Source organism: Nocardioides sp. J54, assembly GCF_000519005.1.
Taxonomy (GTDB): domain Bacteria; phylum Actinomycetota; class Actinomycetes; order Propionibacteriales; family Nocardioidaceae; genus Nocardioides.
The window spans coordinates 36823-54371 of sequence record NZ_JAER01000014.1; the positions used below are offsets into that span (position 1 = coordinate 36823).

Annotated in this window: 18 protein-coding genes; 9 read left to right on the forward strand and 9 right to left on the reverse strand. The window is 72.3% G+C overall.

What is annotated here, in order from left to right; all coding sequences use genetic code 11:
- Positions 1-21 precede the first annotated feature (21 nt).
- Complete coding sequence (gene ptsP, locus NOCJ54_RS0111600) at positions 22-1692, forward strand: phosphoenolpyruvate--protein phosphotransferase (protein WP_036517668.1); 1671 nt, start codon at positions 22-24, stop codon at positions 1690-1692.
- A 277-nt stretch (positions 1693-1969) separates the two neighbouring features.
- Here ptsP and NOCJ54_RS25315 read toward each other — a convergent pair whose 3' ends face one another.
- The 3 genes from NOCJ54_RS25315 to NOCJ54_RS0111615 all read right to left on the reverse strand — a co-directional run bounded on the left by NOCJ54_RS25315 (position 1970) and on the right by NOCJ54_RS0111615 (position 4604).
- Positions 1970-2203, reverse strand: coding sequence for a hypothetical protein (locus tag NOCJ54_RS25315; protein WP_036517642.1), 234 nt, complete (start codon positions 2201-2203; stop codon positions 1970-1972).
- A gap of 24 nt (positions 2204-2227) precedes the next feature.
- Positions 2228-3364 carry a fatty acid desaturase family protein gene (locus NOCJ54_RS25320; RefSeq protein WP_051485759.1) on the reverse strand — a complete coding sequence of 379 codons (1137 nt, stop codon included), beginning with the start codon at positions 3362-3364 and terminating at the stop codon, positions 2228-2230.
- A gap of 79 nt (positions 3365-3443) precedes the next feature.
- Positions 3444-4604: a ferredoxin reductase gene (locus tag NOCJ54_RS0111615; RefSeq protein ID WP_036517643.1), complete on the reverse strand. Its 1161-nt coding sequence runs from the start codon at positions 4602-4604 to the stop codon at positions 3444-3446.
- 138 nt (positions 4605-4742) lie between these two features.
- Between NOCJ54_RS0111615 and NOCJ54_RS0111620 the strand changes: the two genes are divergently transcribed.
- Entirely contained in the window at positions 4743-5366 is a 624-nt protein-coding gene (locus NOCJ54_RS0111620) for a TetR family transcriptional regulator (protein ID WP_051485760.1), read from the forward strand.
- Between the two features lie 62 nt (positions 5367-5428).
- Positions 5429-6487, forward strand: coding sequence for an alpha/beta hydrolase (locus NOCJ54_RS0111625; protein WP_028655643.1), 1059 nt, complete (start codon positions 5429-5431; stop codon positions 6485-6487).
- Positions 6488-6577: 90 nt separating this feature from the next.
- Here the strand turns inward: NOCJ54_RS0111625 and NOCJ54_RS25325 are convergent, their stop codons facing one another.
- From NOCJ54_RS25325 to sodX, 4 genes are all read right to left on the reverse strand, one after another.
- Positions 6578-8089: an MDR family MFS transporter gene (locus NOCJ54_RS25325; RefSeq protein ID WP_084255083.1), complete on the reverse strand. Its 1512-nt coding sequence runs from the start codon at positions 8087-8089 to the stop codon at positions 6578-6580.
- A gap of 350 nt (positions 8090-8439) precedes the next feature.
- Positions 8440-9414, reverse strand: coding sequence for a zinc-binding dehydrogenase (locus tag NOCJ54_RS0111635; RefSeq protein ID WP_028655644.1), 975 nt, complete (start codon positions 9412-9414; stop codon positions 8440-8442).
- A 79-nt stretch (positions 9415-9493) separates the two neighbouring features.
- Positions 9494-10609 carry an NAD(P)-dependent malic enzyme gene (locus NOCJ54_RS0111640; RefSeq protein WP_084255097.1) on the reverse strand — a complete coding sequence of 372 codons (1116 nt, stop codon included), beginning with the start codon at positions 10607-10609 and terminating at the stop codon, positions 9494-9496.
- Between the two features lie 131 nt (positions 10610-10740).
- Positions 10741-11088 (reverse strand): nickel-type superoxide dismutase maturation protease, encoded by a 348-nt coding sequence (gene sodX / locus NOCJ54_RS25330; RefSeq protein ID WP_036517673.1) that lies wholly within the window; start codon positions 11086-11088, stop codon positions 10741-10743.
- A 78-nt stretch (positions 11089-11166) separates the two neighbouring features.
- Between sodX and sodN the strand changes: the two genes are divergently transcribed.
- The 4 genes from sodN to NOCJ54_RS0111665 all read left to right on the forward strand — a co-directional run bounded on the left by sodN (position 11167) and on the right by NOCJ54_RS0111665 (position 14047).
- A complete protein-coding gene (sodN, locus tag NOCJ54_RS0111650; RefSeq protein WP_028655646.1) occupies positions 11167-11577 on the forward strand; it encodes a superoxide dismutase, Ni in 411 nt (136 codons plus the stop codon).
- Positions 11578-11905: 328 nt separating this feature from the next.
- A complete protein-coding gene (locus NOCJ54_RS28240; protein WP_051485761.1) occupies positions 11906-12697 on the forward strand; it encodes a hypothetical protein in 792 nt (263 codons plus the stop codon).
- A gap of 121 nt (positions 12698-12818) precedes the next feature.
- Positions 12819-13241 (forward strand): hypothetical protein, encoded by a 423-nt coding sequence (locus NOCJ54_RS0111660; RefSeq protein WP_028655647.1) that lies wholly within the window; start codon positions 12819-12821, stop codon positions 13239-13241.
- Positions 13238-14047: an RNA polymerase sigma factor SigF gene (locus NOCJ54_RS0111665; RefSeq protein WP_028655648.1), complete on the forward strand. Its 810-nt coding sequence runs from the start codon at positions 13238-13240 to the stop codon at positions 14045-14047. The genes NOCJ54_RS0111660 and NOCJ54_RS0111665 overlap by 4 nt, the downstream gene beginning before the upstream one ends.
- A 36-nt stretch (positions 14048-14083) precedes the next feature.
- On the opposite strand, the gene NOCJ54_RS28245 is transcribed toward NOCJ54_RS0111665, so the two are convergent.
- Positions 14084-14449, reverse strand: coding sequence for a hypothetical protein (locus NOCJ54_RS28245; protein WP_051485762.1), 366 nt, complete (start codon positions 14447-14449; stop codon positions 14084-14086).
- 332 nt (positions 14450-14781) lie between these two features.
- On the opposite strand from NOCJ54_RS28245, the gene NOCJ54_RS0111675 reads away from it, so the two are divergent.
- Positions 14782-15036: a WhiB family transcriptional regulator gene (locus NOCJ54_RS0111675; RefSeq protein WP_028655649.1), complete on the forward strand. Its 255-nt coding sequence runs from the start codon at positions 14782-14784 to the stop codon at positions 15034-15036.
- A gap of 24 nt (positions 15037-15060) precedes the next feature.
- Here the strand turns inward: NOCJ54_RS0111675 and NOCJ54_RS0111680 are convergent, their stop codons facing one another.
- Positions 15061-16539, reverse strand: coding sequence for a sensor histidine kinase (locus tag NOCJ54_RS0111680; protein ID WP_028655650.1), 1479 nt, complete (start codon positions 16537-16539; stop codon positions 15061-15063).
- A 129-nt stretch (positions 16540-16668) separates the two neighbouring features.
- On the opposite strand from NOCJ54_RS0111680, the gene NOCJ54_RS0111685 reads away from it, so the two are divergent.
- A complete protein-coding gene (locus NOCJ54_RS0111685; protein ID WP_232221756.1) occupies positions 16669-17508 on the forward strand; it encodes a DUF2785 domain-containing protein in 840 nt (279 codons plus the stop codon).
- The last annotated feature ends 41 nt before the right edge of the window (positions 17509-17549 follow it).

Sequence of the window (17549 nt, forward strand, 5' to 3'; positions counted from 1 at the left end):
GATCCGGCTTAGCGTGTGACCATGGTCACCTCGATCCACGGCACCCCGGTCGTTCCCGGCCTGGCCTTCGGGCCGGCCCTGGTCACGGTCACCGACGTCTCCCCCGCGGCCGTCGAGAAGTACGGCGACGGCGGGTTCACCGACCCCGACGACGCCCTTGCCGCCTACGACGCGGCCGTCGAGGCGGTCGCCGAGGGCTTCCGCCGCAAGGCGTCCGCGGCCGACGGCGCCACTGCCGGCGTGCTCACCGCCAGCGCCGGGCTCGCCACCGACCGCGGCCTGCGCGCGGCGGTCCGCAAGAACCTGCGGGCCGGCGAGCCGGTGCTCACCGCCGTCGACCACGCGGTCGAGCAGTTCGTCACCGTGTTCACCGGCATGGGCGGGCTGATGGCCGAGCGGGTCACCGACCTGCGCGACATCCGCAGCCGCGTGGTCGCCCGCCTCGTCGGTGAGCCCGAACCGGGCGTGACGCTGCCCGACGGGCCGGTCGTCCTGGTCGCCACCGACCTCGCCCCGGCCGACACCGCCGGCCTCGACCCCGCGCTGGTCCTGGCCCTGGTCACCGAGCGCGGCGGCCCGACCAGCCACACCGCGATCATCGCCCGCCAGCTCGGCATCCCATGTGTCGTGGGTGCCACGGGGGTCGTCGCGGCGGCCTCGGGGCACACGCTGCTCGTCGACGGGGCCGCCGGCACGGTCGAGGTCGACCCCGACCCCGCCACCGCCCGCGAGCGCGTGGACCGCGACACCGAGGCGCGGGCCGAGCTCGCCCACTGGGAGGGCCCCGGCCGCACCGCCGACGGCCACCCGGTGAAGCTGATGGCCAACGTCGCCGACGCCGCGTCCGCGCAGGCCGCAGCCGACGGCCCGGTCGCCGGGGTCGGCCTGTTCCGCACCGAGCTCTGCTTCCTCGACCGCGACACCGAGCCCACCGTCGAGGAGCAGGCCGCGGTGTACGCCGACGTGCTCGCCCCGTTCGGCAAGGACCGCAACGTCGTCGTGCGCACCCTCGACGCCGGCTCCGACAAGCCGATCGCCTTCGCCACCCACCCGGACGAGGAGAACCCCGCCCTCGGCGTGCGCGGCCTGCGCCTGTCGTTCACCGACCACGGCCTGCTGGAGCGCCAGCTCGACGCGGTCGCGGCGGCGGCCGAGAAGACCGGCGCCGACACGTGGGTGATGGCGCCGATGGTGGCGACCGTCGACGAGGCCCGTGACTTCGCCACCGCCGCGCGCGAGCGCGGCCTGGTGCCGGGCGTGATGGTGGAGGTCCCCAGCGCCGCGCTGCTGGCCGACCGGGTCCTGGCCGAGGTCGACTTCCTCTCGATCGGCACCAACGACCTGACGCAGTACACGATGGCCGCCGACCGGCTCTGCAGCGACCTGGCCCACCTCACCGACCCGTGGCAGCCGGCCGTCCTGCAGCTGGTCGAGATGACCGCCGCCGCGGGCCGGCGCGCCGGCAAGCCGATCGGCGTCTGCGGCGAGGCCGCCGCCGACCCGCTCCTCGCCTGCGTCCTCGTCGGCCTCGGCGTCACCTCGCTCTCGATGGCCGCGGCCGCCGTCCGTCCCGTCGGCGCCCGCCTCGGCACCGTCACCCTCGAGCAGTGCCGCGCCATGTCCCGCGTCGCCCTGGCCGCCCCCCACCCCGCCGCCGCCCGCGACGCCGCCCGCGCCCTCCTCCCCTCCTGACCCCACCCCCACCACCGCGAGGTGTGAGGCTTCGCACCGCGAGGTGTGGGTTGTGGCTGCGCGAGGTGCGGGTCGTGGCGGTGCGAGGTGCGGGTCGTGGCGGTGCGAGGTGCCGGTCGTGGCGGTGCGAGGTGCCGGTCGTGGCGGTGCGAGGTGCCGGTCGTGGCGGTGCGAGCGCCGCGCCGTCGTACGACGTGACGCGCCCGCCTGACAGACGACTCGACCCTCCGCGCGGGCGCGGAGGGTCGGTCGGTGGTGGTGCTGCTGGCCCGGCGGGTCAGACCTGCTGGTCGTCGGGGTCGTCGGGGTCCTGGTCGGCCAGCGCCCGGCGGGAGGAGTCGCGGATCTCGAAGATCTCGGTGGCGAGCCCGCCCACCGCGGCCGCGACGTCACCGACGGCGCGGGTCACGATGGTGGCGACCTCGCCGACAGTGTGGGCCGCGGCCTCGGCGCCGGCCTGCAGCGCGTCCTTGGCGATCTCGGCCCGGCTCAGCTGGTCACGTCCGCTCATGGACCCAGTCTCGCGCGAGCTCGGTCAGGCTGCCAACGAGTCGTCGGTCACGGAGTCGGGGCCGGGCACCGGGGAGACCTTCGCCGTGCCGCCGGGCAGCGAGTAGCGCACGATCTTGCGGAAGACGCTGAACAGCTGCTTGCCGAGGCGGCCGGTGTTGTAGGGCAGGCCGTAGCGCTCGCAGATCTCGCGCACCTCCTCGGCGATCTCCGGGTAGCGGCGCGCCGGGAGGTCCGGGAAGAGGTGGTGCTCGATCTGGTGCGACAGGTTGCCGCTCATCAGGTGCATCAGCTTGCTGCCGGTGATGTTGGCCGAGCCGAGCATCTGGCGCAGGTACCAGTGGCCCCGGGTCTCGTCCGCCGTCTCCTCCTCGGAGAACGACGCGACGCCGGCCGGGAAGTGGCCGCAGAAGATGATGTTGAACGCCCAGATGTTGCGGATCAGGTTGGCCGTCGCGTTGCCCGCGAAGGTGAGCGGGAACAGCGGGCCGGTGAGCGCCGGGAACAGCACGTAGTCCTTGAGCGCCTGGCGCTTGACCTTCTTCATCAGGCCCGGGTAGAGCGGCTTGTTGTCCTCGAGGCTGCGCTTGCCCGCCACGATGTTCTCGACCTCGAGGTCGTGCATCGCGACGCCCCACTCGAAGAGCACCATCAGCAGGAACGCGTAGACCGGGTTGCCCAGGTAGTACGGGTGCCACTTCTGGTCGGGGTCCATCCGCAGGATCCCGTAGCCCACGTCGCGGTCCTTGCCGACGATGTTGGTGAACGTGTGGTGGATGTAGTTGTGGGAGTACTTCCACTGCTCGCCGGGGCACACGGTGTCCCAGTCGAACATGCGGGAGTTGAAGGCCGGGTCGCCCAGGAAGTCGTACTGACCGTGCATGACGTTGTGCCCGATCTCCATGTTGTCGAGGATCTTGGAGATGCTGAGGCAGGCGACGGCCGGCACCCAGCCGATCACGGGCAGGTAGAACAGCGCGCGGCCGGCGACCTCCATGCTGCGCTGGGTCTTGACGACCTTGCGGAGGTACTCCGCGTCGGCCTCGCCGAGGTCGGCGATGATGCGCTGCCGGAGGGCGTCGAGCTCCTCGCCGAGCTTCTCGATCTGCTCGGCCGTCAGGCCGTGGTACCGCTCGTCCTTCTCGGGTGCGGTGGTGGTCATGTCAGCTCCTTCGTACGACGGTGCGTCGGTCAGGGACGTGCTGGGGATGTCGGGGCGGGGATGGCGTCAGCGCCGGGCGTCACAGGTCGACGTGGCAGTCGCCGGCGGCGCTGGTGACGCAGATCCGGATCTCCTCGTCGGGCAGGGAGGACTCCTCGCCGGTGAGGACGTTGCGCGTGGTGCCGGAGGTCTTGGTGCGGGTGCAGGTGAAGCAGATGCCCATCCGGCAGCCGTACTCCGGGCTCAGGCCGGCCGCCTCGGCCTGCTCGAGCAGGCTGGCTCCGTCGGCGGCGACGGTCGTGCCGGACCGGGTGAAGGACACCTCGCCCTCGACGGCCTCGCCGGGCTGGGCGGCGCGGGCGACGGCCGGCTTGAAGAACTCCATCCGCAGCCGCGGGGAGAGCTCACCGTCGGGGCCGGTGTAGGCGTCGCGGACGAGGTCGACCAGGCCGGCGGGCCCGCACAGCCACGTGTCGGTGTGGCGGAAGTCGGGCACCAGGCGGCGCAGCTCGAGCTCGTTGAAGACCTGGTCGCCGTGGCGCAGGTGCACGGTGACGTCGTTGTCGGCCTCGGCGATCGCGGCCAGCTCGTCGGCGAAGATCTGGTCCTCGGGGCTGCGGGCGTAGTGCAGGAAGGTCACCTTGCGGCCCGCCTTCCCGTCGTACCCGTCGCGCAGGAGGGTGCGCACCATCGACATGGCCGGCGTGATGCCGGAGCCGCCGGTGATGAACAGCAGGTGGTTGCTGGTCGGGGTCGCCGGGCTCTCGTCGAGGGTGAACTCCCCCTGCGCCTGCGAGAGGTGGACGATCGTGCCGGGCTGCGCCTCGCGGACGAGGTACTTCGACACCTGGCCGTCGTCGTTGGCGCGGACGGTGAGCGTGATCTGCTCACCCGGGACCGAGGCCGCCGAGGAGATCGAGAACGCCCGGGTCAGCCGGCGCGCGGAGCCTGGGAGCTCGACGCCGACGAGCACGTGCTGGCCGGCGCGGTGGCCGCGCCAGGTGCTGGTCGGCTCCAGGGTGATCGTGGCGACCGGTGCGGTGTCGCGACCGGCGGTCTCGCGGTGGACGGAGACCACGCGGGCGCGGACCTCGTGGGCGGCCCACATCGGGTTGAACCGCTCGAGGTACCGGTCGACGCCGTGCGGCGTGGTGAGCGCGGCGACCAGCCGCGAGCGCAGGAGCCGCCCGACCGGGCCGGCCGGGGTGGGCCCCGTCGGCGTGGTGATGAGCGCGGACATCGCGCCTCCTTCGGAACGGGTGCGGGAAGATTTGAGTGCACGTCTGTACACCCAAAACCTTGTCAACCTCGCCGGCGAGGGTCAACGGGTCCACGGCGTGACAGTGCACACATGTTCACCGAAGGTAGGATCGGGTACATGAGTGGGACTCGGCTCGAGCAGAAGGAGCGCACCCGCCGCGCGATCCTCGACGCGGCGCTGGCGCTCTCGGCCGAGTCGACCCTCGTGGCCCTCTCGCTGCGCCAGGTCGCCAAGGAGGTCGGCATCGTGCCGACCGCCTTCTACCGCCACTTCCCCTCGCTGGAGGACCTCGGCCTCGCGCTCGTCGAGGAGTCCCTCGATACCCTCCGCGCCCTGCTGCGCGAGCTGCGGCGCTCGGCCGGCGACGACTTCCGCTCGATCATCGACGGCTCCGTCGGCGTCCTGGTGGCCCAGGTGCGGGGCAACCACGCCCACTTCGGCTTCATCGCCCGCGAGCGGTTCGCCGGCCCGGCGCCGGTGCGCGCGGCGATCAACCGCGGCATCGAGATCGCCGAGCGCGAGCTCGCCGTCGACCTCGCCCACCTGCCCGGCACCTCGGAGTGGTCGGAGGAGGACCTGCGCACCCTCTCCTCGCTCATCGTCGGCGCGATGGTCACCACGGCGGAGCGGCTGATCACCGCCGGCCCGGGCTCGCCGGAGGAGAAGCAGATCACCGACTCCGCCCGCACCCAGCTGCGGATGCTCGTGGTCGGCGCGATCAACTGGCGGTCCCGCCCCTGAGGCGCGCGTCAGGCTCGTCACGTTCGGTGGACTCTCCCCCGCCCGCCGACCACCATGGCGCGGTGCCCTCCGCAGTCGACACCCTGACCACCGCCGCCCGCCACGCCTGGGCGCTGTCCCCGATCGGCCCCGGCATCGAGCAGTACGACGGCCTGCCGGCCACCGTGCTCTCCGACGAGCCGCACCGCCGACTGGTCCGCTACGACCGCGCCACGCCAGCCACGGCCCAACGGCCGGTCCTCCTCGTCCCGCCGCTGGCCGTCTCCGCCCGCTGCTTCGACCTGCGACCGGGCCAGAGCCTGGCCGCGCACCTGGTCGAGGCCGGCCGGGCGACGTACCTCCTCGACTACGGGCGGATCACCTTCGCCGACCGGGCGATGGGCTTCGAGGCCTGGATCGACGACATCCTGCCCACCGCGATCCACGCCGTGCTGGCCGACCACGCCGAGGCCGGTGACCCTGTCGACGGGGTCGACCTCGTCGGGTGGTCGCTCGGCGGCACGATCAGCCTGCTGACCGCCGCCGCGCACCCGGACCTGCCGATCTCGTCGCTCACGGCGTTCGGGACGCCGATCGACTACTCGAAGGTCGCCGCCGTCCAGCCCCTCATCGCGGCCGACCGGCTGCTCGGCTCGCGGGCGGTCACCGCACCGACGGCCCTGCTGGGGGGTGTGCCGAAGCACCTGGTCCGCGCCAGCTACCGGGCGATGGCGCCGCGCCGCGAGCTCACCAAGGCGCTGCACCTGACCCGCAACATCCTCGACGTCGAGACCCTCGCCCGCACCGAGGCCGTCGACGCCTTCATCGCCGAGATGCCGGGCTACCCCGGCCGCGCGTACCACCAGATCCACACCCGGCTGATGGCGCGCAACGAGCTCGCGTCCGGCACCGTCCACCTCAGCCGCAAGCGGGCCGTCCACCTCGCCGACGTCCGGACGCGGGTCCTCCTCGTCGGCAGCGAGACCGACAACATCGCCGACGGCCCCGCCGTCCGCGCGGGTGTGGGCGTCGTGCCCGGCGCGCGGTACGTCGCCGCCGACGGGCTCAGCCACCTCGGCCTGGTCGCCGGGCCGCGGGCCGCCGAGGTCAGCTGGCCGGCGCTGGACGCCTTCCTCGGCTGACCGGCTCCCCGGCTGCCCGGCCCGGAAATGACCGCTGCCGGCGGGACCCTCGCGGGTCCGGCCGGCAGCGCCGTCTCCGGGCGTGGTGCGTCAGTGTGCGGCCGGCGCACCCTCCGGCGCGGCGACCTTCGACGGCAGCAGCAGCGCCATCGCGATCACGACCAGGCCGATCGCCGCACCCGCGGCGAACGCCCACTGCAGGCCGCCGACGAACGCGTCGGCAGAGCTGGCGCCGTCCTCGGCGAGCTGCTCGGTGCGGTTGGTCATGATCACGACCAGCAGCGCGGTGCCGATCGCGCCGGCGACCTGCTGCAGCGTGCCCAGCAGCGAGCTGCCGTGGGAGTACAGCTGCGGCGCCAGGTCGCCCAGGCCGATGGTGAACACCGGCGTGAACACGGTGGCCAGGCTCGCCATCAGCGCGACGTGCAGGGCCAGGATGACGGCGTACGGCGTGTCCGTGCCGATCCGGCTGAGCGCGAACAGCAGCGCCACCATCGCGACCGAGCCGGGGATCACCAGCGGCCGCGAGCCGATCCGGTCGTAGACCTTGCCGACCTGCGGGCCGAGCAGGCCCATCGCCAGGCCACCGGGCATCACCAGCAGGCCGGTCTGCAGCTCGGACAGGCCGCGCAGGTTCTGCAGGTAGAGCGGCAGCAGCAGCATCGAGCCGAGGAAGGCCATGAAGCCGGCCGACATGAGCACCAGCGAGACCGCGAAGTTGCGGTGCTTGAGGGTGCGCAGGTCCATCAGGGGGCGCTCCGAGCGCTGCAGCACGAGCTGGTAGACCGCGAACGCCGCGATCAGCACGACCCCGCCACCGATGAGCAGCGCGGGCTCGGTCCACTCACCCTCGCCGACCTTGCTGAGGCCGTAGACGAAGGAGCTGAAGCCGCCCGCGGCCAGCACGACGCTGAGCCAGCTGATCGGGCTCTTGCGCGCCTCGCCGACGTTCTCGAGCTGGCGGAACCCGAAGAACCCGACCAGCACGGCGATCGGCAGCACCACGGCGAAGATCAGGCGCCACGAGCCGAAGTGCAGCAGCACGCCGGACACGGCCGGGCCGAGCGCCGGGGCGCACGACATCGCGAGCGTCACCTGGCCCATCACCCGGCCGCGGTCCTCGGCGGCGACCACGGTCATCAGCGTGGTCATCAGCAGCGGCATCATCACCGCCGTACCGCCCGCCTGGACGACGCGGCCGACCAGCAGGACGTCGAAGGTCGGCGCGAGCGCGGCGACGAGCGTGCCGGCGGTGAACGTGGTCATCGCCGTCGCGTACGCCGAGCGCGTGCTCACCCGCTGCAGGAACCACCCGGTCACCGGGATCACCGCAGCCATCGTCAGCATGAAGACGGTCAGCGACCACTGCGCGGTGCTCTCGCTGATGCCGAAGTCGGTCATCAGCCGCGGCACGGCGTTGACGAGGGTGGTCTCGTTGAGGATCACGACGAAGGTCGCGGCGACGAGGAGCTTGATCACCAGCGGCGTGCGGCCGGCGGGAGCCGCGGCCCCCGGGGTCGTGGGGGCGCTGAACTCCTGCTCGAACGCGGCGAGGTCCTCGGCGTCGTCGCCGATCGCGTGGGGCCCGGTGGGCGCAGTCATGACGGGTCCAATCGGTAGGGAGGCATGGTCCAGCGGTGGCCGACCAACGGTGTTGCCGGACGATCCGGCCCTCGCTTCACCTACTCCACGAACGGGCCGGCACCTTTTCGACATCAGCGACGGGGAAAACTCATCGCTCTCCCCGGTGGCGACGTCAGGAGTCAATCGTCGGGCACGGGGATTGATTCCCGCCAGCGGTTTTCGCGCGGGGGTGGGGGCGCTCGGCGGGCGTGGTTTCACCACCTAGGTGGTGAAACTGCGGGACTGGGCACACGAAACTTGCCGATCTGGCCCTGATTTCGTGTGCCAGGCCGGGGTTTCACCACCTAGGTGGTGAAACCCCCTCCCCCTCAGCGGGTGAACACGACCTTCCCGAAGACCTCCCCGCCGGCCATGGCGGCGAACCCGTCCCGGGCGTCGGTCATCGGCAGCACCCGGTCGATGACCGGGCGGACGCCGGTGGCGTCGAGCATGGTGACCAGGCTGGCCAGCTCGTCGCGGGTGCCCATCGTGGAGCCGATGACGCTCAGCTGCAGGAAGAAGATCCGGGTCAGCTCGGCGTCGTCGAGCTTCGGGCCGGACGTGGTGCCGGAGATGACGATCTTGCCGCCGGGGCGCAGCGAGCGGATCGAGTGCGACCAGGTCGCGCGGCCGACGGTCTCCATGACGGCGTCGACCTTGACCGGCAGGCGCTCGTTGGACCCGAACACCTCGTGGGCGCCGAGCTCGAGCGCCTTGGCGCGCTTGGCCTCGTCGCGGCTGGTGGCGAGCACGCGCAGGCCGCCGGCGCGGGCGAGCGCGATGAGGGCGGTGGCGACGCCGCCGCCGGCGCCCTGCACCAGCACGGTGTCACCGGCCTTGAGGTTCCCCTGGGTGAAGAGCATGCGGTACGCCGTGAGCCACGCCGTCGGCAGGCACGCGGCCTCCTCGAAGGACATCGACGCGGGCTTCGGCACGACGTTGCGGCGCGGCACGATGACCTTGTCCGCGAACGTGCCCTGGTGCCGCTCGGAGAGCAGCGAGCGGCGCGGGTCGAAGGTCTCGTCGCCGGTCCACGACGGGTCGGAGACGACGGCGTGGACGACGACCTCGTTGCCGTCCTCGTCGTACCCCGCGGCGTCGCAGCCGAGGATCATCGGCAGCGCCTCCTGCTTGAGGCCCACGCCGCGCAGCGACCACAGGTCGTGGTGGTTGAGCGAGGCGGCCTTGACGGTGACCGTGGTCCAGCCGTCGGGGGCGACCGGGTCGGGGCGCTCGCCGACCACGAGGCCGGTCAGCGGGTCGTCGGCGGAGCTGGCGAAGGAGTCTGCGTAGACGGCGAACACGGGCTCAACCTACCGAGACGACGAAGCCGCCCACGCCCCCGTTCGGGGACTGGGCGGCTCCGGGATGGTCCGGGAAAGGTCAGGCGCGGGCGACGCCGTCGCGCCGGGCCGCCTCGGCGACCGCGGCCGCGACCGCCGGGCCGACCCGCGGGTCGAACGGCGAGGGGATGACCAGGTCCTCGGACAGGTCGTCACCGACGAGCGCGGCCAGTGCATCGGCGGCGGCGACCTTCATGCCCTCGGTGATCGCGCTCGCGTGCACGTCGAACGCACCGCGGAAGATCCCGGGGAAGGCCAGCACGTTGTTGATCTGGTTCGGGAAGTCCGAGCGGCCGGTGGCCACGACCCGCGCGTGCCGGTGGGCGACGTCGGGGTGGACCTCGGGGTTCGGGTTCGCCATCGCGAAGATGATCGCGTCGTCGGCCATCGTCGCGACGACCTCCTCCGGCACGGTGCCGCCGGAGACGCCGATGTAGACGTCGGCGCCGTCGAACGCCTCGGCGAGGGTGCCACGGCGACCGCTCTTGTCGGCGGTGAGCTCGGCGAGCGCCTTCTTCGCGGGGGTGAGGTCGTGGCGGTCGGAGCTGACCACGCCCTTGCGGTCGGTGACCGCGATGTCGCGGATGCCGGCGGCGAGCAGGATCTTGGCGATCGCGACGCCCGCGGCGCCGGCGCCGGAGATCACGACGCGGGTCGACTCCGGGGTGCGGCCGGTGAGCTTGAGCGCGTTCACCAGCGCGGCCAGGGTCACCACGGCGGTGCCGTGCTGGTCGTCGTGGAAGACGGGGATGTCGAGGGCCTCCTTGAGGCGGTCCTCGATCTCGAAGCAGCGCGGGGCGGAGATGTCCTCGAGGTTGATGCCGCCGAAGCTCGGCGCGAGCCGGACGACGGTCTCGATGATCTCCTCGACGTCGGTCGTCGCCAGGCAGATCGGGACGCCGTCGACGCCGCCGAACTGCTTGAACAGCACGGCCTTGCCCTCCATCACGGGCATCGCGGCGGCCGGACCGATGTCGCCCAGTCCGAGCACGGCGGTGCCGTCGGTGACGATGGCGACGGTGTTGGGCACCCACGTGTAGTGCCGGGTCAGCTCGGGGTCCTCCGCGATCGCGGTGCAGACCTCGGCGACACCGGGGGTGTAGGCGAGCGAGAGCTCGTCCTTGTTGCTGACGTCAGCGGTGGGTACGGTCGCCATCTTCCCGCCGAGGTGGAGGTCGAACACCGGGTCGCCCGCGCGCGGGTGGGGGGAAGGAACGTCAGCAGCCACGAAGAGCAATCCTCCCACACCCGCCCTCCCGGGAGGGCGCCCCGTCCGGATGACGAGGGTCACAGCAGGCGCGGCCGCGGCCAGACCCTGGCCCGGGCAACCGCCCACACGTCGTCGTCCGCGACGGCCCCGCGGTGGCGCGAGTCGACACCGGCGGCGGGGTTGTCACCGCGCAGCCACCAGCCGCCGTCGCGCCGCTCGACGGCGCGCTTGACGACGACCGTGCCGTCGGCGAACCGGGCGACCACCACGCGACCGGGGCGGACCCGCGCTCCCCACGCCACGAGCAGGCGGTCGCCGGGGGCGAGGGTGGGCCGCATCGAGTCCCCGCGTACGACGGCGAGGCCGACCTTGCGTCGTACCGGAGCGTGTCCCGAGTCGCGACCGTCCGTTGCCCCGCCTGCCATGCCGAGTAGTGTCGCAGTCAGCAGTTCGCACCGCGTCGATGACGTGGTGCCCACGTCGATCTCCCAGAGAGGACCCACATGTTCTCCCGTCTCACCCGCAAGTTCGTCGCCCCGACCATCGAGGTCTCCGCGCACTGCGACCTCCCCTGCGGCGTCTACGACCCGGCCCAGGCCCGCATCGAGGCCGAGTCGATCAAGGCCCTCATCGCCAAGGTCGCCGACAACGACGACCCGGACTTCCGCACCCGCGCGGTCCTGATCAAGGAGCAGCGCTCTGAGCTGGTCAAGCACCACCTGTGGGTGCTGTGGACCGACTACTTCAAGCCCCCGCACTTCGAGAAGTACCCGCAGCTGCACACCCTGGTGAACGAGGCCACCAAGCTCGCCGGCGCCACCGGCACCAAGGGCAGCCTCGACGCCGAGGTCGCCGACCAGCTGCTCGCGAAGATCGACGAGATCGCCGAGATCTTCTGGGAGACGAAGAAGTGAGCCACAGCCCACGAGCCCGGTCGCGCGACCTCGGTCGCGCTGACCGACCCGGGCTCGTGGGCTGGCGGCGAACGCCTGAGTCGCGCGAGCGCCAGCGAGCGCAGGCGAAGAAGGCCTGAGCCGGTCTCCACTGCAGGAGCCGCGCACCCTCCGGGGTGCGCGGCTCCTGTCGTTCTCCGCCGGGTCACCACCCGGGCCGGCACCCGCTTCGCAGGACTCCGCCACCATTTCGACAGGATTTCCTGTCATTCCTGCTCGACCTGCCGATGCATCCCTCGCGTACCCGGGCTGAACCTGCCCGGACCCAACCGGAGGGAGACCCCACGCGATGCATCGCGTCCTGATCAAGATCGTCCTCGCCCTGGCTGTCAGCCTGGGCCTGACCCTGACCGTCACCGGCGCGCCCGCCACCGCAGCCGCGCCCGCCCCGGTCGCCGCCGCCGGCACCGCGCAGGCCGCGACCGCCAACTGCTCGACGCAGGCCGCCGCCTTCAACCAGGCGAGCAACAAGGCCTCCGCCAAGCAGGCTGCCGCCACGAAGGCGAAGAAGGCCGTCGCCAAGGCCAAGAAGAAGGTCACCAAGGCCACCAAGGCCGTCAAGAAGGCCAAGGGCAAGGCCAAGAAGGCCAAGGCGAAGAAGGTCCTCGTCAAGGCCAAGAAGGTCCTGAAGAAGGCGAAGAAGAAGGCCGCCAACACCAAGGCCGCCGCCCGTTCCGCCGCGACGGTCAAGTCCTCGCGCCGGGTCCAGCTCGAGCAGTGCAAGTCGGCCGTGTCCGCCGGCGGTGCCACCGCCAGCCCGATCCAGTTCCTCTGCGACGCCGGCGTGCCGCAGGAGATCTGCGACGGCCTCGTCTCGCTGATCCCCGGTGGCGGCTCGCTCGCCAACCCGCTGCAGCTGCTGTGCGACCAGGTCCCGCAGGCGGCTCCGCTCTGCGGCGCGTTCGGTGGCGGCTCCGTCATCCCCGGCGCCGACATGCTGAGCAACATCCTCGGCGAGATCCTCGAGACCACCGGCCTCAGCTGGCTGCTCGACCAGGTCCTCTCGACCCTCGGCGTGGACAAGCTGCTCGACGACCTCGGTCTCGGCATCCTGCTCGACCTGCTGGGCATCCGCCCCTGACCCGGATCCGCCTGGTTCCGGTCGGCTGACCGACGCGCGCGGCCGCGCCCCCGTCCGGGGGCGCGGCCGTTCGCGTAGGCTCGGGGCCGGTCCAGGTCCCATTCCCACTCGGAGGAGCGGCATGTCCGAGACGAGCGTCCCCGCTGCTGAGCACTCAGCCCCGACCGGCGAGCCGGCAGAGGTCGAGCTGAGGCTGCCCGCCGACGGCGCCTACGCCTCCGTGCTGCGCACCCTCACCGCGGGCCTCGCCGCCCGCCTCGACTTCACGATGGACGACATCGAGGACCTGCGCATCGCCGTCTCGGAGGCTGCCGCGATAGTGCTCGACGAGGCCGACCCCGGCACCGTCCTCGACTGCGTCTTCCGCCTCGAGCCCGCCTCGCTCGGCATCTCCGTCAGCGCCACCTCCTCCGCTCCCTCCGAGCCCGACTACGAGAGCTTCGGCTGGCAGGTGCTCGCCACCCTGGCCGCCGAGGCCTCCATCGACACCACCGCCGACACCTATGCAGTCCGGCTGACGGTGCGGTCCTCGCTCGCCTCATGACCGCCGACCTGTCTCGGGACGACCGGCGGTCGATGTCCGTCGAGGAGACCCGCCGCCGCAGCGCCGACCTGTTCGCCGTGCTGCACGACGAGGGCGCGTCCGCCGCCGAGCGCGACACCGCGCGCGACCGCCTCGTGCACCTCCACCTGCCGCTGGTGGAGCACTGCGCCCGCCGCTTCCGCAACCGTGGCGAACCCTACGAGGACCTCGTGCAGGTCGGCACGATCGGGCTGATCAAGTCCGTCGACCGCTTCGACACCGACCGTGGCGTGGAGTTCTCCACCTACGCGACGCCGACCATCATCGGTGAGATCAAGCGCTACTTCCGCGACAAGGGCTGGGCCATCCGCGTGCCGCGCCGGCTGCAGGAGCTGCGCATGCAGATCAGCGCCTCCACCGCCGAGCTCACCCAGACCCTGGGCCGCTCCCCCACCCCGCGCGAGCTCGCCGACGCCATCGGCTGCTCCGTCGAGGAGATCGTCGAGGGCCTGGAGTCGAGCAACGCCTACTCCACGCTCTCCCTCGACGCCACCGACGACGACTCCGACGGCGGCGCCGGCCAGAGCATGCTCGACGCGATGGGCGTCGACGACGGCGCGCTCGAGCACGTCGAGATCCGCGAGTCGGTCAAGCCGCTGCTGGAGAACCTCCCCGCCCGCGAGAAGCGGATCCTGCTGCTGCGCTTCTTCAAGAACATGACGCAGTCGCAGATCGCCGAGGAGATCGGCGTCTCCCAGATGCACGTCTCGCGGCTGCTGAGCCGCACCCTCGAGCAGCTGCGGCACTCGCTCGAGGCGGACGGCTAGGCCGTACGCCGCGGCGCCAGCCCCGGCCGACGCGGATCAGGCGTCGTCGGCCTCGTCGCCCGCCGTCGGGTCGCGGTCCAGCACCGCGATCGTGTCCGGGTGCAGCATCCCGGCGAGCACGATCGCCGCACACACGACCAGCCCGATCGCCGCCACCGGGTGCTCGCGCTCGTTCCACGCCAGCCCGAGCACGATCAGCTGGGTGATCAGCGCCGGTCCCCGGGCCCAGCCGGAGCGGCGGTGCAGCGCCCACGCCGCGGCGAGCAGCACGACGCCGTACGCCGCGAAGAAGATCGCCGTCGAGAGTCCCATCGATCGCCGGTCGTCGGCCAGGTTCGCCGACTCCAGCACGGCCAGCACCAGCAGCACCACCGCCTGGACCCCGACCAGCGAGGCGGCCACGGTCAAAGGGGGCGGGTTGGACGACGATCCCCGGGTACTTCCACCCGGTGGCGTCCCGTCCGGCGTGCTGGCAGGTCCCTCGGTCACGGTCCCCGACCCTAGCCCGTGGCCACGGCAGCGAGCCCGCCGACGACGTCAGCGGCATGGTCACCGGCATTGACAGCGGCATGGTCAGTGCATTTGTGATCCACGGAACGGGACTTATCCCTTGATTCGGACCCGATTCCTTGGAACTGTAGTCAGAGCGATCGTGAAGCCGTTCACTTTTGCGGTTTCACGTGTGCCCTGACACCGGGCCCCCTTGTACGTATCGAAAGCGAGCATTCCCACCCATGGATTGGCGACACCGTTCCGCATGCCTCGACGAGGATCCGGAGCTGTTCTTCCCGATCGGCAACACCGGCCCGGCCATCCTCCAGATCGAGGAGGCCAAGGCGGTCTGCCGGCGCTGCGACGTGCGCGAGCAGTGCCTCGCGTGGGCGCTCGAGGCGGGGCAGGACCACGGTGTCTGGGGTGGACTCAGCGAGGACGAGCGCCGCGCGCTCAAGCGCCGCAACGCCCGCGCCCGCGTCCGTCAGCCCGTCTGACCCTGCCGCATCCCGCTCCCCCGGTCATTCGATCGGGAGGGTGAAGCCTGCCCTCGTGCCGCCGTCCGGGACGTGGCCCAGCGTGAGGTGGCCGCCGAGCTCGGACTCCACGAGGGTGCGCACGATCGACAGGCCCAGGCTGGTCGCGCCGTCGATGTCGAAGCCCTCGGGCAGGCCCTTGCCGTCGTCCTCGACCGCGACCTCCAGCACCGCGCCGTGCCGCTCGGCCCGCAGCACGATCTCCCCGGTCCCGCCGTCGGCGTAGCCGTGCTCGGCGGCGTTCTGCATCAGCTCCATCACCACCATGGCCAGAGGCGTCGCGACCTCCGAGGACAGCACCCCGAAGCTGCCCTCGCGGCGCACCGCGACCTGTGCGGTCGTCGAGCCGACGTCGGTGACCAGCCGCGCGAGCCGGTCGGCGATGTCGTCGAAGGCGACCGTCTCCTCGACCGCCTGGCTGAGGATCTCGTGCACAATCGCGATCGACCCGACCCGGCGTACCGCCTCCTCCAGCGCGGACACCGCCTCCTCGGAGCCGATCCGGCGGGCCTGCAGGCGCAGCAGCGCGGCGACGGTCTGCAGGTTGTTCTTCACCCGGTGGTGGATCTCGCGGATGGTCGCGTCCTTGGTGACCAGCTCGCGGTCGCGGCGGCGCAGGTCGGTGACGTCACGCAGCAGGATCATCGCGCCGATGTGCTCGCCCTTGGGCCGCAGCGGGATGGAGCGGGCGATGACCGACACCCCGTCGCCCGGCCCGCCGGCCGAGCCGAGCTCGGTGTCCCGGTGCGCGCGGCCGCCGAGGACGGCGCTGAGCGTCTCCTCGTCCGGGCGCTTCTTCGACGGCACCAGCTCCCGGGTCAGGTCGGTGAGGCGGTGGCCGGTGAGGTCGCCGGTCAGCCCGAGCTTGCGGTAGACCGAGAGCCCGTTGGGGCTGGCGTAGACGACCCGGCCCTCCGCGTCGACACGCAGGAAGCCGTCGCCCACCCGCGGCGAGTCCGCGTGGTCGGAGCGCTGGGCGGTGCTCGGGAAGAGCCCGCCGGCGATCATGTTCGCGAGGTCGGAGGCGGCCTGGAGGTAGTTGATCTCCAGCAGCGACGGCGTGCGCACGCCGAGCAGGTTGGTGTTGCGGCTGACGACGGCGATCACCCTGCCGTCGTGGCGCACCGGGATCGCCTCGACGCGCACCGGCACGTCGTCGCGCCACTCCGGGTCGCCCTCGCGCGCGATCCGGCCGAGCTCGTAGGCGGCGTCCACCAGGCTGCGCCGCCCGAGCGGGAGGAAGGTGCCCACGATGTCGTCGACGAAGGCCGTCGGGCCGGTCGTCGGCCGCATCTGGTCGCCCGCCCAGAAGCCGCCCCCCTCGCGGTCGGGCAGCCACAGCACGAGGTCGGCGAAGGACAGGTCGGCGATGACCTGCCAGTCGGCCTGGAGCAGCTGCAGCCACGCGATGTCACCGGGCGCCAGCTCGGTGTGGCGGCGGGCGATCGCGGACAGGGAGGGCACGACGGCAAACGTAACGGACCGGACACCCGGACGCTTCACCCCTTTTGGCACAATGCACCGGAAGCCTGTCAGCAGGCATGGGGGATCAAGGTCGGGCTGGTCCGTGAGGGGTATTTCTGAATGGCGTCGGTGGACTGGGCACGCCTGCAGCAGGGGCTCCGCAACGGTGAACGGACCCCGCCCGCAGAGCACCGGCTCTCCGACCTCACCGCCGACCTGACCCGGATGCTGGGCGACCCCGACCCGCACGTCCGTGACGGCCTCGCCTACCCGTTCCTGGCCACCTGGACCGAGCACGGCGTGTACGACGACCTGCTGGCCGGGCTCGGCGACGGGATGTGCGCCGGCCTGGAGGTCGGGCTGGGCGAGTCCGGCACCGACACCGTCTTCCGCCGCAGCTTCTCCGCGCTGGTGCTGGCCGAGTGCATCGACCGCGACACCCGGGTGCGCCGCCAGCCGCCGAGCCGGATCATGCAGTGGGGCGACCGGCTCATGGCGTGGTACGTCCGCGAGCGCGACTTGCGTGGCTGGGTGGACGGCAAGGGCTGGGCGCACGCCGCCGCCCACGGCGCCGACGCGCTCGGGGCACTCGCCCGCTCGCCGTACTTCGGCGCCACCGAGCTCACCGTCGTCCTCGACGTCATCGCCGACCGCGTCCTCCAGGCGGACACGCCGCTGCTCGTGCACGGCGAGCCGGACCGCATCGCGCACGCCGTCATGGAGGTGCTGCGCCGCGACCGGGTGCCGCTCAACGTCGTCGAGCCGTGGGTGCGCCGCCTCGAGGCCGGCGCCCGGGCGCGGGTGCGCACCGGGCGGGACCCGGCGCTTGTGACCGGGAACGCCCAGGCCGTGCTGCGCTCGCTCTACCTCCAGCTGACCGTCTCGCCGCACCACCCGGCCATCCGCCCGGACCTGCTGCTGTCGCTGGTCGCGTCGCTGCGCCGGGTGCACCCCGAGTTCCTCACCTGACCCCGGCCCCCGCGCTCCGGCTCCTGGCTCCTGGCTCACGG